General features: G+C 42.9%; 18 protein-coding genes. 7 read left to right on the forward strand and 11 right to left on the reverse strand.

The window, feature by feature from the left end; translation table 11 throughout:
- Positions 1-63 precede the first annotated feature (63 nt).
- A complete protein-coding gene (locus QUA90_RS03325) occupies positions 64-768 on the forward strand; it encodes a hypothetical protein (protein WP_333151725.1) in 705 nt (234 codons plus the stop codon).
- A gap of 725 nt (positions 769-1,493) precedes the next feature.
- On the opposite strand, the gene QUA90_RS03330 is transcribed toward QUA90_RS03325, so the two are convergent.
- From QUA90_RS03330 to QUA90_RS03345, 4 genes are all read right to left on the reverse strand, one after another.
- Entirely contained in the window at positions 1,494-1,724 is a 231-nt protein-coding gene (locus QUA90_RS03330) for a hypothetical protein (protein WP_333237058.1), read from the reverse strand.
- Positions 1,711-1,854, reverse strand: coding sequence for a hypothetical protein (locus QUA90_RS03335; protein ID WP_333237060.1), 144 nt, complete (start codon positions 1,852-1,854; stop codon positions 1,711-1,713). The genes QUA90_RS03330 and QUA90_RS03335 overlap by 14 nt, the downstream gene beginning before the upstream one ends.
- A gap of 108 nt (positions 1,855-1,962) precedes the next feature.
- On the reverse strand, positions 1,963-2,211 hold the full coding sequence (locus tag QUA90_RS03340; protein WP_333203397.1) for a hypothetical protein: 249 nt from the start codon (positions 2,209-2,211) through the stop codon (positions 1,963-1,965).
- A gap of 79 nt (positions 2,212-2,290) precedes the next feature.
- A complete protein-coding gene (locus QUA90_RS03345; protein ID WP_333203399.1) occupies positions 2,291-2,443 on the reverse strand; it encodes a hypothetical protein in 153 nt (50 codons plus the stop codon).
- A gap of 253 nt (positions 2,444-2,696) precedes the next feature.
- On the opposite strand from QUA90_RS03345, the gene QUA90_RS03350 reads away from it, so the two are divergent.
- From QUA90_RS03350 to QUA90_RS03365, 4 genes are all read left to right on the forward strand, one after another.
- Entirely contained in the window at positions 2,697-3,062 is a 366-nt protein-coding gene (locus tag QUA90_RS03350; protein WP_333252471.1) for a hypothetical protein, read from the forward strand.
- Between the two features lie 136 nt (positions 3,063-3,198).
- Positions 3,199-3,465 carry a tyrosine-type recombinase/integrase gene (locus QUA90_RS03355; RefSeq protein WP_333237064.1) on the forward strand — a complete coding sequence of 89 codons (267 nt, stop codon included), beginning with the start codon at positions 3,199-3,201 and terminating at the stop codon, positions 3,463-3,465.
- A gap of 62 nt (positions 3,466-3,527) precedes the next feature.
- Positions 3,528-4,409 carry an abortive infection family protein gene (locus QUA90_RS03360; RefSeq protein ID WP_333237066.1) on the forward strand — a complete coding sequence of 294 codons (882 nt, stop codon included), beginning with the start codon at positions 3,528-3,530 and terminating at the stop codon, positions 4,407-4,409.
- Positions 4,410-4,600: 191 nt separating this feature from the next.
- The gene (locus tag QUA90_RS03365; RefSeq protein ID WP_333237068.1) at positions 4,601-4,726 is read left to right on the forward strand and encodes a hypothetical protein; all 126 of its coding nucleotides are present in this window, start codon (positions 4,601-4,603) and stop codon (positions 4,724-4,726) included.
- A gap of 108 nt (positions 4,727-4,834) precedes the next feature.
- Here QUA90_RS03365 and QUA90_RS03370 read toward each other — a convergent pair whose 3' ends face one another.
- On the reverse strand, positions 4,835-6,541 hold the full coding sequence (locus QUA90_RS03370) for a restriction endonuclease subunit S (protein ID WP_333237071.1): 1,707 nt from the start codon (positions 6,539-6,541) through the stop codon (positions 4,835-4,837).
- Positions 6,542-6,792: 251 nt separating this feature from the next.
- Here QUA90_RS03370 and QUA90_RS03375 point away from each other — a divergent pair, with 251 nt between their 5' ends.
- A complete protein-coding gene (locus QUA90_RS03375) occupies positions 6,793-7,515 on the forward strand; it encodes an IS1 family transposase (RefSeq protein WP_333237073.1) in 723 nt (240 codons plus the stop codon).
- A 47-nt stretch (positions 7,516-7,562) separates the two neighbouring features.
- On the opposite strand, the gene QUA90_RS03380 is transcribed toward QUA90_RS03375, so the two are convergent.
- On the reverse strand, positions 7,563-8,870 hold the full coding sequence (locus QUA90_RS03380) for a class I SAM-dependent DNA methyltransferase (RefSeq protein ID WP_333237075.1): 1,308 nt from the start codon (positions 8,868-8,870) through the stop codon (positions 7,563-7,565).
- Positions 8,871-8,928: 58 nt separating this feature from the next.
- Positions 8,929-11,307 (reverse strand): EcoAI/FtnUII family type I restriction enzme subunit R, encoded by a 2,379-nt coding sequence (gene hsdR / locus QUA90_RS03385; RefSeq protein WP_333237078.1) that lies wholly within the window; start codon positions 11,305-11,307, stop codon positions 8,929-8,931.
- A 741-nt stretch (positions 11,308-12,048) separates the two neighbouring features.
- Between hsdR and QUA90_RS03390 the strand changes: the two genes are divergently transcribed.
- Entirely contained in the window at positions 12,049-12,339 is a 291-nt protein-coding gene (locus tag QUA90_RS03390) for a hypothetical protein (RefSeq protein WP_333151729.1), read from the forward strand.
- A gap of 85 nt (positions 12,340-12,424) precedes the next feature.
- Here QUA90_RS03390 and QUA90_RS03395 read toward each other — a convergent pair whose 3' ends face one another.
- From QUA90_RS03395 to QUA90_RS03410, 4 genes are all read right to left on the reverse strand, one after another.
- The gene (locus QUA90_RS03395) at positions 12,425-13,399 is read right to left on the reverse strand and encodes a hypothetical protein (RefSeq protein WP_333151731.1); all 975 of its coding nucleotides are present in this window, start codon (positions 13,397-13,399) and stop codon (positions 12,425-12,427) included.
- Between the two features lie 199 nt (positions 13,400-13,598).
- Complete coding sequence (locus QUA90_RS03400) at positions 13,599-13,793, reverse strand: heavy-metal-associated domain-containing protein (RefSeq protein WP_015211780.1); 195 nt, start codon at positions 13,791-13,793, stop codon at positions 13,599-13,601.
- Positions 13,794-14,348: 555 nt separating this feature from the next.
- Positions 14,349-14,762 (reverse strand): heavy metal-responsive transcriptional regulator, encoded by a 414-nt coding sequence (locus tag QUA90_RS03405; protein WP_333151733.1) that lies wholly within the window; start codon positions 14,760-14,762, stop codon positions 14,349-14,351.
- Positions 14,763-14,940: 178 nt separating this feature from the next.
- Positions 14,941-15,918: a cupredoxin domain-containing protein gene (locus QUA90_RS03410; RefSeq protein WP_333151735.1), complete on the reverse strand. Its 978-nt coding sequence runs from the start codon at positions 15,916-15,918 to the stop codon at positions 14,941-14,943.
- Between the last annotated feature and the right edge of the window lie 135 nt (positions 15,919-16,053).

Below are 16,053 nucleotides of genomic sequence, written 5' to 3' on the forward strand. Positions count from 1 at the left end.
ATATATAGTCATATTAATTAACTAATTGAAACGCAAAATTATTAGTGGTATAGGAGTTAAATTATGGTTAAAAGACGGCAGACAATTTCAGAATTAAGATGGCCAGATACAGATGAATTCATGGCCATTTCCAAGCACTGGTGTGAAACGGCATCAACTAATATACTTACTTTCGTGTGGGAAGGATATGATTTATTAGTAAAGGAGGTATTATCAGAAATTGATTGTAGTCAAGCTAAAGATGACATTGAACGAGACATCACTCAATTGCTTGAGCCAGAAATTCGCAAAGTTATGACAGGGGATGAGCCATATTATGTTCAACATGGTTCTTATGAAAGGGAGACTCGTCAACCTGCGCCAGCACAACCAAAAGAGTATGACATTGCATTTATTCTTAGTGCTAATAGAAGGATTATATGGCCTTTAGAAGCTAAAGTATTAAAAACAGATGGGGATGTAGGAGAATATATAAAAGAAATAAATGAAAATTTTATCCCCTGCCTATATGCACCCTTTTCTTATCAAGGAGGAATGCTGGGCTATCTTTTTTCCGGTGATTCAAACAAAGCTTTTACGAATATTGCAACCAAAGTACCATGTACATTAAGCGATCATCCAAATTTTCTAAACCGTGACCACAAAACCTCAGATCACCAAAGGATAGTTCCCGCCGAAAAAGAAAAATCATATCCTGCGGAATTTTGCTGTCACCATTTACTATTAAAAATAATTGCTTCAGTTCCTACTAATACATCTTCAGTATAGATCCAAAACTCGCAATTACTTCATCAGTATCTATACTAGATTAACTAAGTTTAGCTTGTAAAGTAATTGCAAAACAGCTTCATCTAAATTGGCAGATTTATCCTCAGCATTACTAAATATTTATTCTTTTAATATTTCTCTAGGCTTCTGATACTTTGCCCTCTCAGCAAATGTCATAAAACACCTCGGACACCACCCATCAACCCACAATGCTGGAATCTTAAACCTCGCCACACAGTGGGGACATTCCGACAGCAACATTAATTGATGCCGTAGCTTGCGGGGCGGAACGCCATCGCACCCCGTTGCCGTCTTAAACTGCCACTCAATCTTATGACAAGGCGACTGGGGATAACACGCCCCACACAACCTAATCGGTTTCAACTTCATCCTCCGGGTCAAAACAGAAGGTTGCATTTCTTGTAACCATTCCAGGCTACTTTGGAGTAACACCCTACGGCAAACCGAGATGCCGAAACTCAGTATAAGGGGCTTCGATCGCACTGATGACACATTGAAGATTTTAGAGAAGAGATATGGCACTAAGGCAAAGATTATCGACTTGATTAACCCCTAGCCCTAACACAAAAGCCCCCAACCTAAGTGCAGACGGCTTTTTTGGGGCGTGTCACCGCTGCATAACGACCTATACATTCTATCGATCGCCATCACCGCTCAAAATTTTTAAAATTGTCTCCACATCTGCCCAGTCCGTCTTACATTTCTTACGTCGGTCTTTCAACTGGCGCGAGCAAAGTTGCCGATTCTGACACATCCACACGGGCAGGCTGCGATCGCAGTTCGGCGATTTCCCTTACCAGTTCCCGGTTTTTTTCCAACTGCTGGAGCAATTTGCTATTAGCTTCTGTTAAATCGGCTTTAGCATCCCTCGCGGGCGTTCTCGCTGCCAGCGTACTGCCGGAGAGTTCGATCGCCCGCCCTTCAGGCGTGAACATCAGCCATTTTATCTCTCAACTCTTGCTTGAGCCGCGCTAGTTCTTGGCTCACGCCTGCAACGATCGCAAGCTGTTCGGTAAGATTGTACACCTCCAGTCCCAAGTCGCCGTTCCGGTCGTGCAATTGCAAAAGCTCCTTTTCCCGATCGGCGACTTGCTTCTGGGCCGCTCTCCACTCCTACGGCTCGTGATTTATCGTTGCCATCACGAGCGCCGACTATTTCCCACAGATCTGCGCTCAACTCTGCTTTTGCTTGCTCACAGGATTTTGCCATTCGATCGCTGCTTGAACTAGAGCGGTTCCTCTGGATAAAGCTTTAATAAATTGGTCGATATGTTCTGGGCTGTTGCCGTGTTGGGAATTAAAATAGGAAAGTTTTTTCTGGATGTAATCGCATTTAGCTGCATCGGTCAACCAAGATTTCTCTGGTTCCAAGACATTCCAAACATCTTTCCATGCCCCATCCAAGTCTTCCGAAACGTTCATATCACATTTTTATGTTTATCTGTACCGGGTAAGCTTCTTAGGATATCTTGAACTATTTTCATTATCCATGCCTATGTTGTTAGAAGTCGTAGAATTTTGGTGTCAGTATTTCGATCGAAGGAAGTTTGAGGGAGAATTTTCCTGATGGGGGCGATCGCTGCGTTCGAGCCAACCCGTGAGAATTTTCAGCAGGTTGAGGGTTTGTTAAGCCTGCGACCCCTAAGACTGTCAAAACCCGTGCCAGCACTCAGCACCTATTTCTACAATTTCTGCCGTTACAGAGTGGGTGTGCCACTAAAAATCTAGGCGGGAAAACGCAACTTTCCCTATCTAAGACTTGGAAGTGCTACCCGTAGAGTTAATTAAAAATAAAACTCTTATTTTCTATAATTTTTTCTGACGTGAATAATTAAATAAATCTTAAATACTATGAAAGAAAATAAGTTCATAGCTAAACTATTTTAATAAATTTAGGAGCGAGCTGTATGTTTCAGTATTTTGTAATGATTCCTTCCCTTCTTAAAGAAGAAGATGTAGAAAAAGACGTAGACAAAGAAAAAGTCAATTGGTCGATGCAAGTTGCTAAGTACAATTTTAATCTGGGCTTACAAGTAGGGGATGACATTGAGCTGATTCTCCACTACGGTGACGAATGCTTTTCGTTTGCAAGTAAGGTTGTGAAGATATTAAAAGTTATAGAAAATGACAAAGAAAGACTTGATGATATTTTCAGAATTGAGGCTCATGTAGAGATTTCGGACAAAGAAGATTTTGTAAAAGTTCGAGAAATTCTTAAGGGACTGAATTCATCGTCTCGCTCTGGTTTCCATCCAATGGGTTTTTCTAGCTAGTGAGGAGGGTAAATAGTAGATGTGTAGTATAGACCCGTTATTATAATGGTTTGACGCTCAAAACCAGAAAACGCTGAAATTTTTAGTATTCAATAAATATAAAGGCGTTACTGATTTAGGGTATAAAGGGCTAAATATGCAAGTCATAGAAAGCAGTATCCACAAAACTTCGGGATTTTCAAGTTATTTTTTTCATACCCTGACTAAGCAACGCCAAAAGCAAATGTCACCTCACCGCATCCGTCACTCGGCAATCACGGCGGCACTGGACGCAACAGACGGGGATGTGCGAAAAGTTCAGAAACTCAGCAGGCACAAGAATCTGAACACTCTGATGGTGTATGACGATAACCGGGGGCGTGACCAGCGAGACGTTACTGAATTGCTTGATGAGATGTTTTAGGCGATCGGCGTACTATCGGCTCAACAACAAAAAACTTGAAGTTAACTTAGATAAGTAATAAAATGAACATTTCACAAATAACAATTACTGAATTAACGCTAGTTATTACTGGGGATGGAGGCTGTTCACCTCGTAGAACTTATTCAGAACTTAGAAAATTTTTTGAGGAGTTTAAAAGAATTGATCCAGAGAAAACATATTTACCTACAGATAGAAAAGACTATACGGAGTACACAATTAAAAAAATTAATGGAACTTCTGATTTACGTAAAGTTTTCCGTAAAGTTTTACATCCTAAGTATTTTGATAAAACAGAAAAAAATTATAACCTTGAAGAAGTAGTAGAACATTTAAATAGTTTTTTAGAATTTGATAATTATAAAATCGTAAAAATAAACAAATTATATGAAGTCAAGGATAACCGAGATATAGCTGTTCAATTTGAAATGCTGTTTAATAATGCTTACATTGAAGAACTAAGCCAGAAATGTGAAGAAAAAATTATGAACGGTGATTTTGATGGTGCTATTACAAATGCTCGTACATTATTAGAAGCAGCCTTGCGGCATATAGAAAACGAATTAAATCAAGCTCCTCCTACGCAGAATGGCGATTTACCTTCATTATTAGCCCGTGTGAAAGAACTTCTCAAACTTGATACGTCAAGAAAAGATATTGCTGGCTCTTTACGCCAGATGATTCAAGGTTTAACTAATGTTGTTGATGGATTAAGTGGAATAAGTAATATTATGGCTGATAGACACGCTAGAGAATATGCACCAGCAAAATCTCATGCACAACTAGCTGTCAATGCTTCAAAAACAGCAGCAAACTTTATTCTTCAAAGTTTTTCGCATCAATTAACTACAGGAAGTATTATCCCTAAAGTCACTGAAACAACCTCAAAAAATGAAAAAGAAAACTTAGAAGAATCGGAATCATAAACTTATCCCATCAAATTGCATAATCAATTGAGCTTAAAATCATCCCTAAGTAGCATCTAGCCATTGCTTTCTATTTCTTCCCTGTAAATCCAGTTTTTTTTTTACTTTTTTATCAGCCCACAAAGCAAAAATTCTGGCGGAGTTCGTCTTCTGTAACATTGATGGGTGTTAGATTCCGGCAGGAATCTTGAATGGCAATTTGTTTCATAAACCCGATCGGCTGCACGGTCGGTACGGTCGGAGCGGTTGCCTTAAGTGCGATCGGCAAGTGCCGGACTGTGGCTGGCGGCAAGGCGATCGGGCTTTTTGTGTTCTAGTACGAAAAGTCTGATCGACGCGGCAAAAGCTGTAATGCTGTGTAGATCGGCTGCACGGTTCAGTCAGAATAGCCCATATTTACTGGCTGAAGCCTAACCTACCAATATCTAAATTGTCAGGTGGCTGATGGCGGATGCGGCAAGGCTCTCTGCCCATTGCTGGCTCTGGCGTAGGCTGGCTTCAAGCTTGTCGCAGAGTTGCATTAGCTCATCGACTTTGGCGACAATGCGTTTTTGTTCGGCTAAAGGTGGAATGGGCAAAGTCAAGATTTGGATTTTGTTGATATACAAACATGGTTGAGCGGATTGTTTTACGTTGCTCCATACCTGCTGTTGGAGAAGAGGACTATTGATTGCAAGTGCTACGTATTCAGGATAAATAAAGTTTGCAAATGTTCTTATTAGTGCAACACTACGAACAATCACAAAATCTGGAGGCTCTTTTATGAGGCATAATCGTCCAGTCGTTGCACCTACACAAACCATCAAAATATCATTGTGGGTAGGTTTGCATCTCCTCCAGCATTTTTCCGCTGTTTCAGTATTTACATAATCGGTGTTATTGAAATCTAGAAAACCATCTCGAATATTTTTTGCAGTACCCAGAGGAACTTCAGGATTGCTGACTCTTGGTGGGGTTGCGTGTTCACCATCGGTTATTGACAGAGTAATGTCATCTAGTCTTGCCCACTTCCAAGTCTTAGGTAACTCAAAGAACTGCTGCTCTACTAATGGTTTGCTAAAAAGTGCAGACTTTTTAATTTTGCCTTGTTGAATGAGTTCTTTTTTACTACTGCTGATTTTTCCTAATAGGACTGATGCCGATTCATCCGTATAATCCTGTGGTACTAATTTTCCTCGCAAAGCTAATTGCAAAACTGATTTTCTTAAGCTATCCACATCTCCGGGCTGTTGGCTGAGGTTCTGCCAGTTGTCGCGGACAAAGGCCCAAGCAGTATCCAACTCCTTATCTCTTTCGGAGTTCATGAGGGAGGCGATCGCACTTCCCCTCAGTTTTTGCCGCAGGCTGTCTCGCGTTTGCTTGGCCGCTTCGTAGCGATCGCACAACGCCATCAACTCATCCACCTTTTCAACAATCCGCTTCTGTTCAGCTAGTGGTGGAATTACAACTTCCAACTCCGATAGTTTATTAAGGTAAATCCCCTTTTGTGCCGTGCCTTTGCCATGTTGCTCATAATATTGAAGTGCTATTGGTGAGCGTAAAAATAAAGATAGATAGTGTGCATACAAGTCTGTTCTAATTAAAGCAATACTTCTTTGTAGAGCGCATCTTGGAAATTCTTCAGGAACAACGGCTGAACGTCCAATAGAACCAACAATCGATAAGAAAACATCTCCTGCTTGAATAGGAGTTCGAGACATTTCGTGTTCATACTCTTTTTCAGTTATATATCGAGAAGCGTCTAATGTTATGTATCCATCTCGAACATTTTGACCACTTAACATGGGAATGCCTTTTTCCTGCTTAGGTGGTGGATTATGAGAGCCATCCACCAACAACAAACAGAGCATTCCCAATGGAGCAATAACCCATCCATCCAATGGAACTTTTGTTTTAATTAAGCCTTGTGAAGGAAACAAAGTTTCTGTTTTACGGATTTTCTTTGCCTTTAATAATTCTTGCTTTGATTCGATGGTCTGCTTTACCAGGAAAATGGCAGGCTCATCTTCTGAATTTTGCGGTACTAACTTTCCCCGCACTGCCAGCTCTAAAATAAGCGATCGCAGTTTGGGAATACCACCGGGAGCTTCTGCGATCACATCAAACTTTTCTAAAAACGTGTTGAAATCCATCAATACTCACCTCGTTCTAGGGCTGCTACCAAGCTGTTTTTCAAGGCTTGGCGGTCATTTTCTGCCTTAATAACAGCTTCCTGATATTGTTTCAGCAGCGCTATTGGGTCTTCATGGATATTTTCTGGGGCGTTAGGGCTCTTGATATCCAGGTTGTAGCCATTGGAAGCGATCGTTTCAACAGAGGTAGTGCCCTGAAGGAAAGGATCGAGTAAGTTACTATTAGAGAGAAGTGTTTACCATAGTGTGATATGACAATAGAGATTCCCCATTGTCCTAATTGTGGCTCAAAAGAAGTTAGTCGGAACGGTCAAACTCGACATGGTAAACAAAACTATAAATGTCGAGAATGTGGCCGTCAATTTGTTTTAAATCCGGCATGGAAACCTATTACAAAAGAACAAAAGGAATTAATGTCACGGATGTTACTTGAACGTATTTCTCAAGCGGGGATTGCTCGGGTACTGCAAGTGTCAGAAGATACAGTGCAGCGATATGTCAATAGCCAAGCGGCTGCTGTTAAGAAGCAAGTAGAGGTGACTCCCAAGGAAAAAAAGCGCTTGAATGTTCAGATGGATGAGTTATGGTCATTCGTTGATAGTAAAGGGAATCAGCAGTGGGTCTGGCTGGCATTGGATGCCGAGACTAGGGAAATTGTTGGTGTACATATTGGAGATCGTAGCGCAGTATCGGCTCAATCTTTATGGAATTCAATACCACCAGTGTACCGTCAATGTGCAGTAATTTATACAGACCATTGGAGTGCTTATGATTCTGTATTGCCCAGCAAACGTCATCAAAGTGTAGATAAAGACAGTGGTTTGACTAGCTATATCGAGCGCTTCAACTGTACTATTCGACAAAGAGTTTCTCGACTGGTAAGAAAGAGCTTAGCCTTCTCTAAAAAATTAGAAAATCATATTGCTGCAATTTGGCGCTTCGTACATCATTACAATGCTAGTTTACAACTCTAAATGCCTACTTTTCTTTGAATTCAGTTTTATTCTCTCGATCCTTTCCTTCAGGGGACTACCTCAACAGAAACCTTCCAGGCATATTCAGTTTCCTCGCGGTTCTCCCACCAGGCTTTCTCGACATCAAACTCCTCAATCCGCATTGGCTTGGTCTTGTTGTAAGACTTCGCCCCCGCTGGGTAAGGATGCTCGTAATACCAAACTTCTGTAGTAGGTTCACCTTTGGTGAAAAACAAGACATTGGTGCGAATGCCAGTGTAAGGACTAAACACCCCATTCGGAAGCCGCACAATCGTGTGCAGATTACAGTCGCGCAGCAGCTTCTGTTTAATGCGAGACTTGATACCCTCCCCAAACAACGTACCATCCGGGAGAACGATCGCCGCTCTACCCCCATCCTTCAGCAGTTCCATTACCAGCACTAAAAACAGGTCTGCCGTTTCCCGCGTCTGAAACTCACTAGGAAAACCCCGCTCAATTCCATCCTCCTCCATGCCACCAAAGGGCGGGTTCGTCACCACAATATCCACCTGGTCTTCGCGCCCATAGTCCCGGAGCGGTTTGCGGAGTGTATTGTCGTGCAGCACAGTCGTCGGCACCTCAATGCCATGCACCATCATGTTGGTCACACAAAGCAGGTGAGGCAATTGTTTTTTCTCCACCCCCAGAATGCTTCGTTTCACCCGTTGTAACTGTTCAGGCGAATTCGCTTGTTTTTTCAGATGTTCATAAGCACAGGTCAAAAAGCCACCCGTACCGCAGGCAGGATCAAATACCTTCTCGCCCAGTTGTGGATTCACCATATCCACGGCAAACTGAGTCACCGCACGAGGCGTATAAAACTCTCCGGCATTCCCGGCACTCTGAAGGTTTTTGAGAATTTGTTCGTAAATGTCACCAAAGACATGGCGGGTTTGGGACTGGTTAAAGTCAATGCCTTCGTTAATCTTGTCTACCATCTGCCGCAGCAATGTACCCGACTTCATGTAATTGTAGGCATCCTGAAACACACTCCTGAGCAGCTTGGCTCGTTCTAGAGCAATTCCTTCGAGGTCATCAACCGCCAGTTCCTTGAGTGTGGGAAACAATTGTCCATCAACTAATTGCAACAAGTCCTCTCCCGTGGGTGCATTCTTGCCCAATTTCTTGCTATCTGCCCATTCATCCCAGCGCAGATCCAAAGGCAGCGGTGAATCGTAGTTATCATCATTCAACTCCAGCTCGGCATCCTGGTCGCTGAAAATTTTGTAGAACACCATCCAGCCAAGCTGACCAATGCGCTGGGCATCGCCATCCACCCCGACATCTTTCCTCATGATGTCTTGAATCGATTTAATGGTGGCACTCAACGACATAAAAACGTCCTTCTCAAAAGATACTAAAAAACAGTTGTACTCTAGTTGGGTAACAGGCTCAAGCCCCTCGGTTTTGGTACAACAGAGACTCTAGCTCTCGAATCGCGGCTTTGTACTGCTGTTTGTTACCAAAGCTGCGGACGAGCTCCATCGGAGTTCCCAGTTTGGCAAACGGGTCAAGCTGTAAAACAGTCGTATCTTCGATCGCGATGATGCCCCGATCTGCATACTTATCCAATAGAGCATTCAATACAATACAGGCAGTTGCACCATATTTGGCAAATACATCCCGCTTCCGTACTTTATCGGCCCGTTCTTTACGAGTTAGGGGTGGACGGTCAAAAGCAACATGGCAAACTAAGTCGAAGAGGTCATAGTCCTTACCGACCATATCTTCCAAAGCTTCTAGAATTACCCCATGCTCTTTCAACTCTTCAACAATCGCTTGTTTGCGATCGGCTTCGTTCCACTTATTGAGAAAATGGTCGAGAGACTGGTATGCCTCGCTGACAGTGCGACGAGTATAATCCTTGAGCGACTCTGTAGTCAGTTGTCCATCCTTGTTGTAATAGCTCACCCGCTCCTTTGCTACCTCGAACTCCTGCCGACCGACTCGATACTTGATGCGAACTGACAAGTCAGTGCCGATGCGATCGTCATTATCGCCCACGTCCCTGCCATCATCATTCCCTTTTGCTTCTGTACTAGCGACCGTTCCGGTTGGTGGACTCTCTTTACCAAAGTCTTCATCCTGAATCGGTGGGCCGTCCCAATCCGGATCATCAAAGCGGTGGCTGGCGTTGCGGAAATCAATAATCGTGAAGAAGTTCTTGCCATAGTCGGGGCGTAAGCGTGTACCCCGACCAATAATCTGCTTAAACTCCGTTAGGGATTCGATACGCCGATCCAACACAATCACATGGCAGGTTTGGGCATCTATCCCCGTCGTCATTAGCTTAGATGTCGTGGCAATCACTGGATACGTTTCTTTGGGATTGATAAAGTTATCGATTTGAGCTTTACCTTCCTTCTCATCCCCCGTAATTCGCATGACGTAACGATGGTCTTTGAGAACAAGCCCTCGATTCAGCGTTACGTTAGCCAAGGCTTCTCGCATTCGTTGGGCGTGGTCAATGTCCTCACAAAACACAATAGTCTTCCGCATTGGGTCGCCATCGTGAAGGAACTGACTGACATATTCCGCTACCCGTTGAGTCCGTTTGTCAAAGGTAATGCTTCGGTCATAGTCCAGCAGGTTATAGTCCCGCTCCTCAATTAGTTGACCGTTATCATCATATTCTCCTGCTTCTGGTGTCCAACCTTCCAGGTCTTTATCTAAGCCAACTTGTATCCTGCGGAAGGGAGCCAGGAAACCATCTTCGATTCCCTGCTTGAGGGAGTATTCAAAAATCGGTTTACCAAAGTAATCAATATTTGAGACGTATTTGGTTTCCTTTGGCGTTGCCGTCAGTCCTACCTGAATCGCCTCTGAAAAATAATCGAGTACCTGTCGCCAATTGGAGTCATCTGCTGCGCTGCCCCGGTGACACTCATCAATCACCACCAGGTCGAAGAAATCTCGGTCGAATTTCTCGTAGAGATTATCTCGTTCTTCATTGCCGATGATTGCTTGATACAGTCCCAGATAGATTTCATAGGCGGTAGTAATCTCCCCAGTTTCATTATCAACCAGGCTGCGGTCTAGCTTGGTCATGACCTCACCAAAGGGGCGAAAGTCATTAATAATCGTTTGGTCTACCAGTGCATTGCGATCGGCCAGAAACAAAACCCGTTTGACAACTTTCGTCTTCCACAGTCGCCAGATAATATTAAAAACTGTGTAAGTTTTACCTGCTCCGGTTGCCATCACCAACAAACACCGTCTCTGACCACGAGCGATCGCTTCAATTGTGCGATTGACTGCAAGTTGTTGATAGTAGCGGGGTTCCTTCCCGCCAATCTCAAAGAAATAGGACGACGTTAGCAAATCCTGATTAACGGATTGTAAATCTTTCCCCTGTTTATAGTGCTGCCATAGTTCCTCTGGTGATGGAAAGGCATTCAGGCCGAGTTGCTGTTCTATCTGAGCGTAGGTTCCACTCTTGTCATGGAATAAGAAGGCATCCCCATTCGAGGAAAAGACAAAGGGAACTCGCAGAGCCTTTGCGTAGGCCAGTGCCTGCTGTATTCCTGCTCTCACACTATGCTTGTTGTTTTTGGCTTCAATGACTGCGATCGGCTGATTTGCTGGATAATACAGCAGGTAATCTGCCCGTTTCCTAGCTCCTCGCGCCGCCATCTGACCCCGAACTATCATCTGACCGTCTGTAAAGCCATATTCCCGGCGAATCTGACTCTTTTTCCAACCCGCCTCATAAAGGGCAGGTGTAATGTAGCGATCGCAAATATCAGGTTCACTCAGGTCTTTCTTATTCATTATTTGTCGCCTGAAAGTCTCTCTATAAAGTATTCCCAAGAAATTAGCTCCATCAGTAATTATGAACCTAGCTGACGGAAAGGCTTTTGGGAGAGCTTACATCAAAGCTAACTCATTAGGCAGTATCTCGTACCTGGTAAACTCACGGAATTTGGGTAAGTGAAATGGCTGAAGCGGAGTGACGGGGCGATCTGATTTATGATTGTTCGCGTTATTTGGCGTGTCTAACCGTTAGATATGTTTTTAGTGTAAGAAATTTGCCTGTGAAGTTGTCAAGGTTATCTCCATCCAGTTAGCTCAAGTTAATCCAGAAAAATACTTCGCTCAAATAGCTTTGTGATATGCACTCATCCCTCCAAAAGGCAACCGACACCGCTCACAACACCCATGCTCCCACAACGCCGGAACCTTAAACCTCGCCCCACAGTTAGGACATTCTGACAGCAAGCGTAACTGATGCCGTAGCTTGCGGGGCGGAACGCCATCGCACCCCTGCATCCTTTTAAACTGCTAGATGAATTATTTTCTATTCTTGAAGAAGTTTCTACACGGGCTGCTGCATAAGGCACAGCAGTAAAACCTGGGGCGTTACAAATAATCTGGGTTGAAGCCCAATTGTGATGGTACTGAAACCTGGCTTTTGGTGTTAAGGAACGCGGGAAGTGGCAGTTTTCCTCGCTCTTGAATGTTTAAACCGAAGACAGCCAGCGTTCTTCTTGCCAGTATCGAGAATAACCGCCGTTGCTAAAACCAACACCCACCGGATTTTTAGTATCGCAGTCTAAAAAAGTGTACGTCCAAGTTCACCCCCACCCTGCCACTTTTCCTGAGTCGGAGCAAAAACGCGCCACAGTCCAATCCCTCCACCGCCCACAAGGAGCAACACGAGCAATAACCAAGGGGACGATCGCCGACAAGAAGCAGACTCTGAATGGATTTGAAGATTGGTGTTTGAAGAAGGTTGTAATTCCGATGATTCCAGAGTTTACTCATGATTTATCGCCAAGGAGTTTTGCTATCAGCCACCAGTAGTTAGCTGATAGCAAAATGTTTATAAATCAAGCATTTGAAACAAAAATCTGTTTCTCGGCTTCAGAAACAAAAAATGCGAGTATAACTATTCCACCTTTACCCAAAAATCAGCCGTGACAATTTGACCATTACGATTGAACTGCCCCCAAAGCTTATATTTTCCTGGTTGGGGGAAACTGGTCATAAAGTGAACCTCCCCTGCTGGAGTATCTTTCAAGGCATGAGCATGAATATAGTCGGCTTTTGTCAACGGTGATGACTGCTTGAGGATAACTAAGTGTCCTCTTTCCCCTAAATAGGGCTGTAAATCCTTCAGCGGTTGGTTGCTACTAGCATCTTGCAAATTGAAAATTAAGTTAACTCCTTGTCCAGCTTTTATTTGACGTTGAGAAAACGTGAGGTTAGCCTTAGTATTTCCCGAAGTTTTGGTGGTAGCCATGTCAACTTTGGACAGAGCTAAAGCTTGACCCGGAACTTGCATTTTTAAGACAGAAACTTGTTCTGATTTTTCGGCTGGTTTGTAATCACTGAACAACGTGTAACCACCTGAGCCGGGAAAATCCGTTTGAACTTCAAAGCGTCCATTTCCTTTATAGGTGGGGTGAATATGATTGAAATATTGGAGGTCATCGCTAACGACAATCAGGTGCATTAATTGTTCTTGGAATTTATCAAAATCAGCAATAGACTTTCCCTCTTTGTTTTGGACTTCAATTACCAAAGGTACGGGAGTTTTGGGCGCGATATTGGAGGGAACTGTCAGCTTAGCGATAGCATTCGCAGGTTCGGCATCTGAATGTCCCGAATGACCACCATCATGATGTTGTTCTCCAGCGTCATGGGTTTTGGAATCCTCCATATTATGACCCTCATGAAGATTTTTATTAGCTCCTGATGTCTGGGAATTATCCATTACATGACCCTCATGAGAACTTGTATTTGCCACTTGTGAGGCAGAAGAAGTTGATGTTTCGCCAGATTTCGTGCTTGAGGGTGAGGAGCAAGCTTGAGCTAGGATGAGAGTTGAAGTGATAGCAATTGCAGTTAAAAATGGGTTCATTGTTTTCTCCAGTTAGTAAACTTGAGGTTGTCGATTTATCAGGGGTTCAGACTTTGCTGTTCTCGTTTGGAGTTTTTAGTTAAGGGCATTCTTGTAAATGAATCCTCTAAACTACTGATAAACTCCAGAGTTAAGATGAATATTTAGGATTGGCGGCTAGCCAAAAGCTAACCGCTGGCAGGAAAAAAAACTAAAAGGTTTACACGGATGGATAGCCAGCCGCAGCTATTGCTTCTTTGATTGCTGTTTCGGAGGCTTGAGTTTCTATGCTGACAAGTTTGGTTTTTGGATTGGCTTGAACCGAGGCAGTAGAATCAAGTGTTTGAATAACTTTGGTGATAGCATTCACGCAAGCAGAACAAGCCAGTTTAGGAACAGTTAGTTGCAGTACCATAGCCTTCAATTTCTAATCGATGGTGATTGATGGGTGAACTTTGTTGAGTAAATCAATCGTGAACTTACTCAACCTACTAATAACAGCTTAAATTCTCTATTCGACTGGAGAGTCAAGGGGGTAGCGAAAAAATATTGACAAATTTTTCCAGAATAAATCGACATATAAGTAGGTAGGCGGGAAAAATTATCTTTATGTAACGAAAAGCCTAGTGTAGTGATTGGATTTAAATTTAACACGTTGGGTACGGTAGTTTTTTCTTTCTCCTCTATCTAACTTCTACTCCCTGAATTACGGCGTAGGCAAGCTCTAGCTCATTGTCAAATATTTGCCCTGCTAATTCATCTTTTTTAATGTGTTGCAACTCTAATATTTAGGCAGGCAGAAAATATATAAACCCTGATTTTTTCACTTTGACCATAACTGTTGGACTTGCCTTAATCAGTGTATGGGGCCGTTGTCTTGAGCGATATTATTTTTTGATAAAAAACCAGTGTGTCAACTTCTATAACCTCCGTTGACACACCGATCGAAACAATTAAGTTATAGAAGAATTTACTTTTTTTGAATCAGAGGACAAATGATGGAATCAACCTTTTCTAGTAAGGTGGGCGAACCTGAAAGTAATCCTTCCAACTCTAGTTTGAGGATAAGTAGTTGCTGCATTTGTAGATCGATAGCGAGCAGTTTATCTTGCAACTGGACTTTGATGTGTTCACAAGGCAACTCTCCCCCATCGTGAACCGTCAATAATTCTTGAATCTCGGCTAAAGTTAATCCCAAAGTTTGGGCGCGTTTAATAAACCTTAGCCGAGTCAAAATATCAGAATTAAATAATCTATATTTCCCTTCGGTTCTGCCTGATGCCTTGATTAAACCGAGTTCCTCATAGTAGCGAATGGTTTTGATCGGTACGCCGCTTTCCTTCGCAACTAAACCAATGAGTTTTTGCTTTTCTTGAACTAACATACTCATTTCCTCTACTGAATCCAACTCTAAGCTTATGATAAACTATCCAGTGGGATGGAGAGTCAAGAGGGGCTAGAAATTTTTTTGAATGCCTGAGTGGCGATCGCCTGAATGTCGCAACTTTGGGTAGCAGTAGGCGTTTGGACAAACCATTCGAGCGATCGCACTTGGTTGACGGTCAGTTATTTAAGGCTTGAGCAGCCATTTCATCTGGGTCAGAGACGTTAGCGGCTTGCACTTCTATGGTACCGCGAAACATATTCATGCCACAACTAAAAGTGTGGTTTCCTACGTCTTCGGGAGTGAATTCAATGGTTGTTACTTGATTCAAAGACAAATCGGTAGCAATGCCAAAATCGGGAATCAGCACTTTCGCTAAACAAGCACTAGAAGTTTCACGTAAAAAGTGGAGTTGAACGGGTTTACCTGCTTTAACTACCAGATGATTGGGCGTGTAGCCTTTGTTAACAATGATACTCACTTTCTGGATGCCCTGGTCAACAGTTGGATTGATTTGCATAGCTTCAGCGTCAATTATTGTTTCAGGCTGATGTGTTGACATGGATGAATTGAACTGGGATTCTGTTAGTGTTTGAGGTTCCTCGAACCCCGTTGATTCAAGTTGTGGGTCTTCGGTGGCGATAATTTCGCCTCGAAACATATTCATGCCACAGCTAAAGACATAACTGCCAGCTTTTTTAGGTGTGAATTCAACAGAGGTTACTTGATTCAGATGCAAATCTGCTGCAATATGAAAATCTGGAATTAAGACTTGTTCCAAACAACTGCTAGGATCTTGGCGGTGAAAGTTAAGACGCACGGGTTGTCCAGCTTGCACAACAATGCGGCTGGGTTCATAGCCACCATCAACGGTGACGGTTACTTCTTGAATTCCTCCACTGGCTGTAACTGCTTTCTGAGATTTGGGTTTGCTAAGGAGAAACCACCAAAGTTCTAAACTAATTAACCCGATTCCAGCCAAAGTAACTAAAATCTTGTTACTTAAGGGTTGTTCAATGCGCTGAAACTGACTTTTTTGCTGTGTTTGAGTTTGGTGTGTTTCATGGGTATTTTGCGCTATTCCTTCACCAGATAACATTCCTAGTACAACCCCCAGACTAGCAATAGTACCGATAATTGTTGTTTTGCCGATCATTTGAAAACCTCCTAAAAAATACACAAGATTATGGGAGTAAGAGCGGGTTTTGAACAAAGGTATTTAGTGAATTTCCTTCGTGATTGACTAAACCCGCGCTATCGTTCGATGTTTCATTCATCAGAGTGCAAAAAT

The sequence above is a fragment of the Microcoleus sp. D3_18_C4 genome (genome assembly GCF_036702355.1).
Lineage (GTDB): Bacteria > Cyanobacteriota > Cyanobacteriia > Cyanobacteriales > Microcoleaceae > Microcoleus.

Coding starts and splice junctions, on each gene's coding strand:
- QUA90_RS03325 (WP_333151725.1), top strand. CDS start 64: ATGGTTAAAAGACGGCAGACAATTTCAGAATTAAGATGGCCAGATACA.
- QUA90_RS03330 (WP_333237058.1), bottom strand. CDS start 1,724: ATGTTCACGCCTGAAGGGCGGGCGATCGAACTCTCCGGCAGTACGCTG.
- QUA90_RS03340 (WP_333203397.1), bottom strand. CDS start 2,211: ATGAACGTTTCGGAAGACTTGGATGGGGCATGGAAAGATGTTTGGAAT.
- QUA90_RS03350 (WP_333252471.1), top strand. CDS start 2,697: ATGTTTCAGTATTTTGTAATGATTCCTTCCCTTCTTAAAGAAGAAGAT.
- QUA90_RS03355 (WP_333237064.1), top strand. CDS start 3,199: ATGCAAGTCATAGAAAGCAGTATCCACAAAACTTCGGGATTTTCAAGT.
- QUA90_RS03360 (WP_333237066.1), top strand. CDS start 3,528: ATGAACATTTCACAAATAACAATTACTGAATTAACGCTAGTTATTACT.
- QUA90_RS03365 (WP_333237068.1), top strand. CDS start 4,601: ATGGCAATTTGTTTCATAAACCCGATCGGCTGCACGGTCGGTACGGTC.
- QUA90_RS03370 (WP_333237071.1), bottom strand. CDS start 6,541: ATGGATTTCAACACGTTTTTAGAAAAGTTTGATGTGATCGCAGAAGCT.
- QUA90_RS03375 (WP_333237073.1), top strand. CDS start 6,793: ATGACAATAGAGATTCCCCATTGTCCTAATTGTGGCTCAAAAGAAGTT.
- QUA90_RS03380 (WP_333237075.1), bottom strand. CDS start 8,870: ATGTCGTTGAGTGCCACCATTAAATCGATTCAAGACATCATGAGGAAA.
- hsdR (WP_333237078.1), bottom strand. CDS start 11,307: ATGAATAAGAAAGACCTGAGTGAACCTGATATTTGCGATCGCTACATT.
- QUA90_RS03395 (WP_333151731.1), bottom strand. CDS start 13,399: ATGAACCCATTTTTAACTGCAATTGCTATCACTTCAACTCTCATCCTA.
- QUA90_RS03400 (WP_015211780.1), bottom strand. CDS start 13,793: ATGGTACTGCAACTAACTGTTCCTAAACTGGCTTGTTCTGCTTGCGTG.
- QUA90_RS03405 (WP_333151733.1), bottom strand. CDS start 14,762: ATGTTAGTTCAAGAAAAGCAAAAACTCATTGGTTTAGTTGCGAAGGAA.
- QUA90_RS03410 (WP_333151735.1), bottom strand. CDS start 15,918: ATGATCGGCAAAACAACAATTATCGGTACTATTGCTAGTCTGGGGGTT.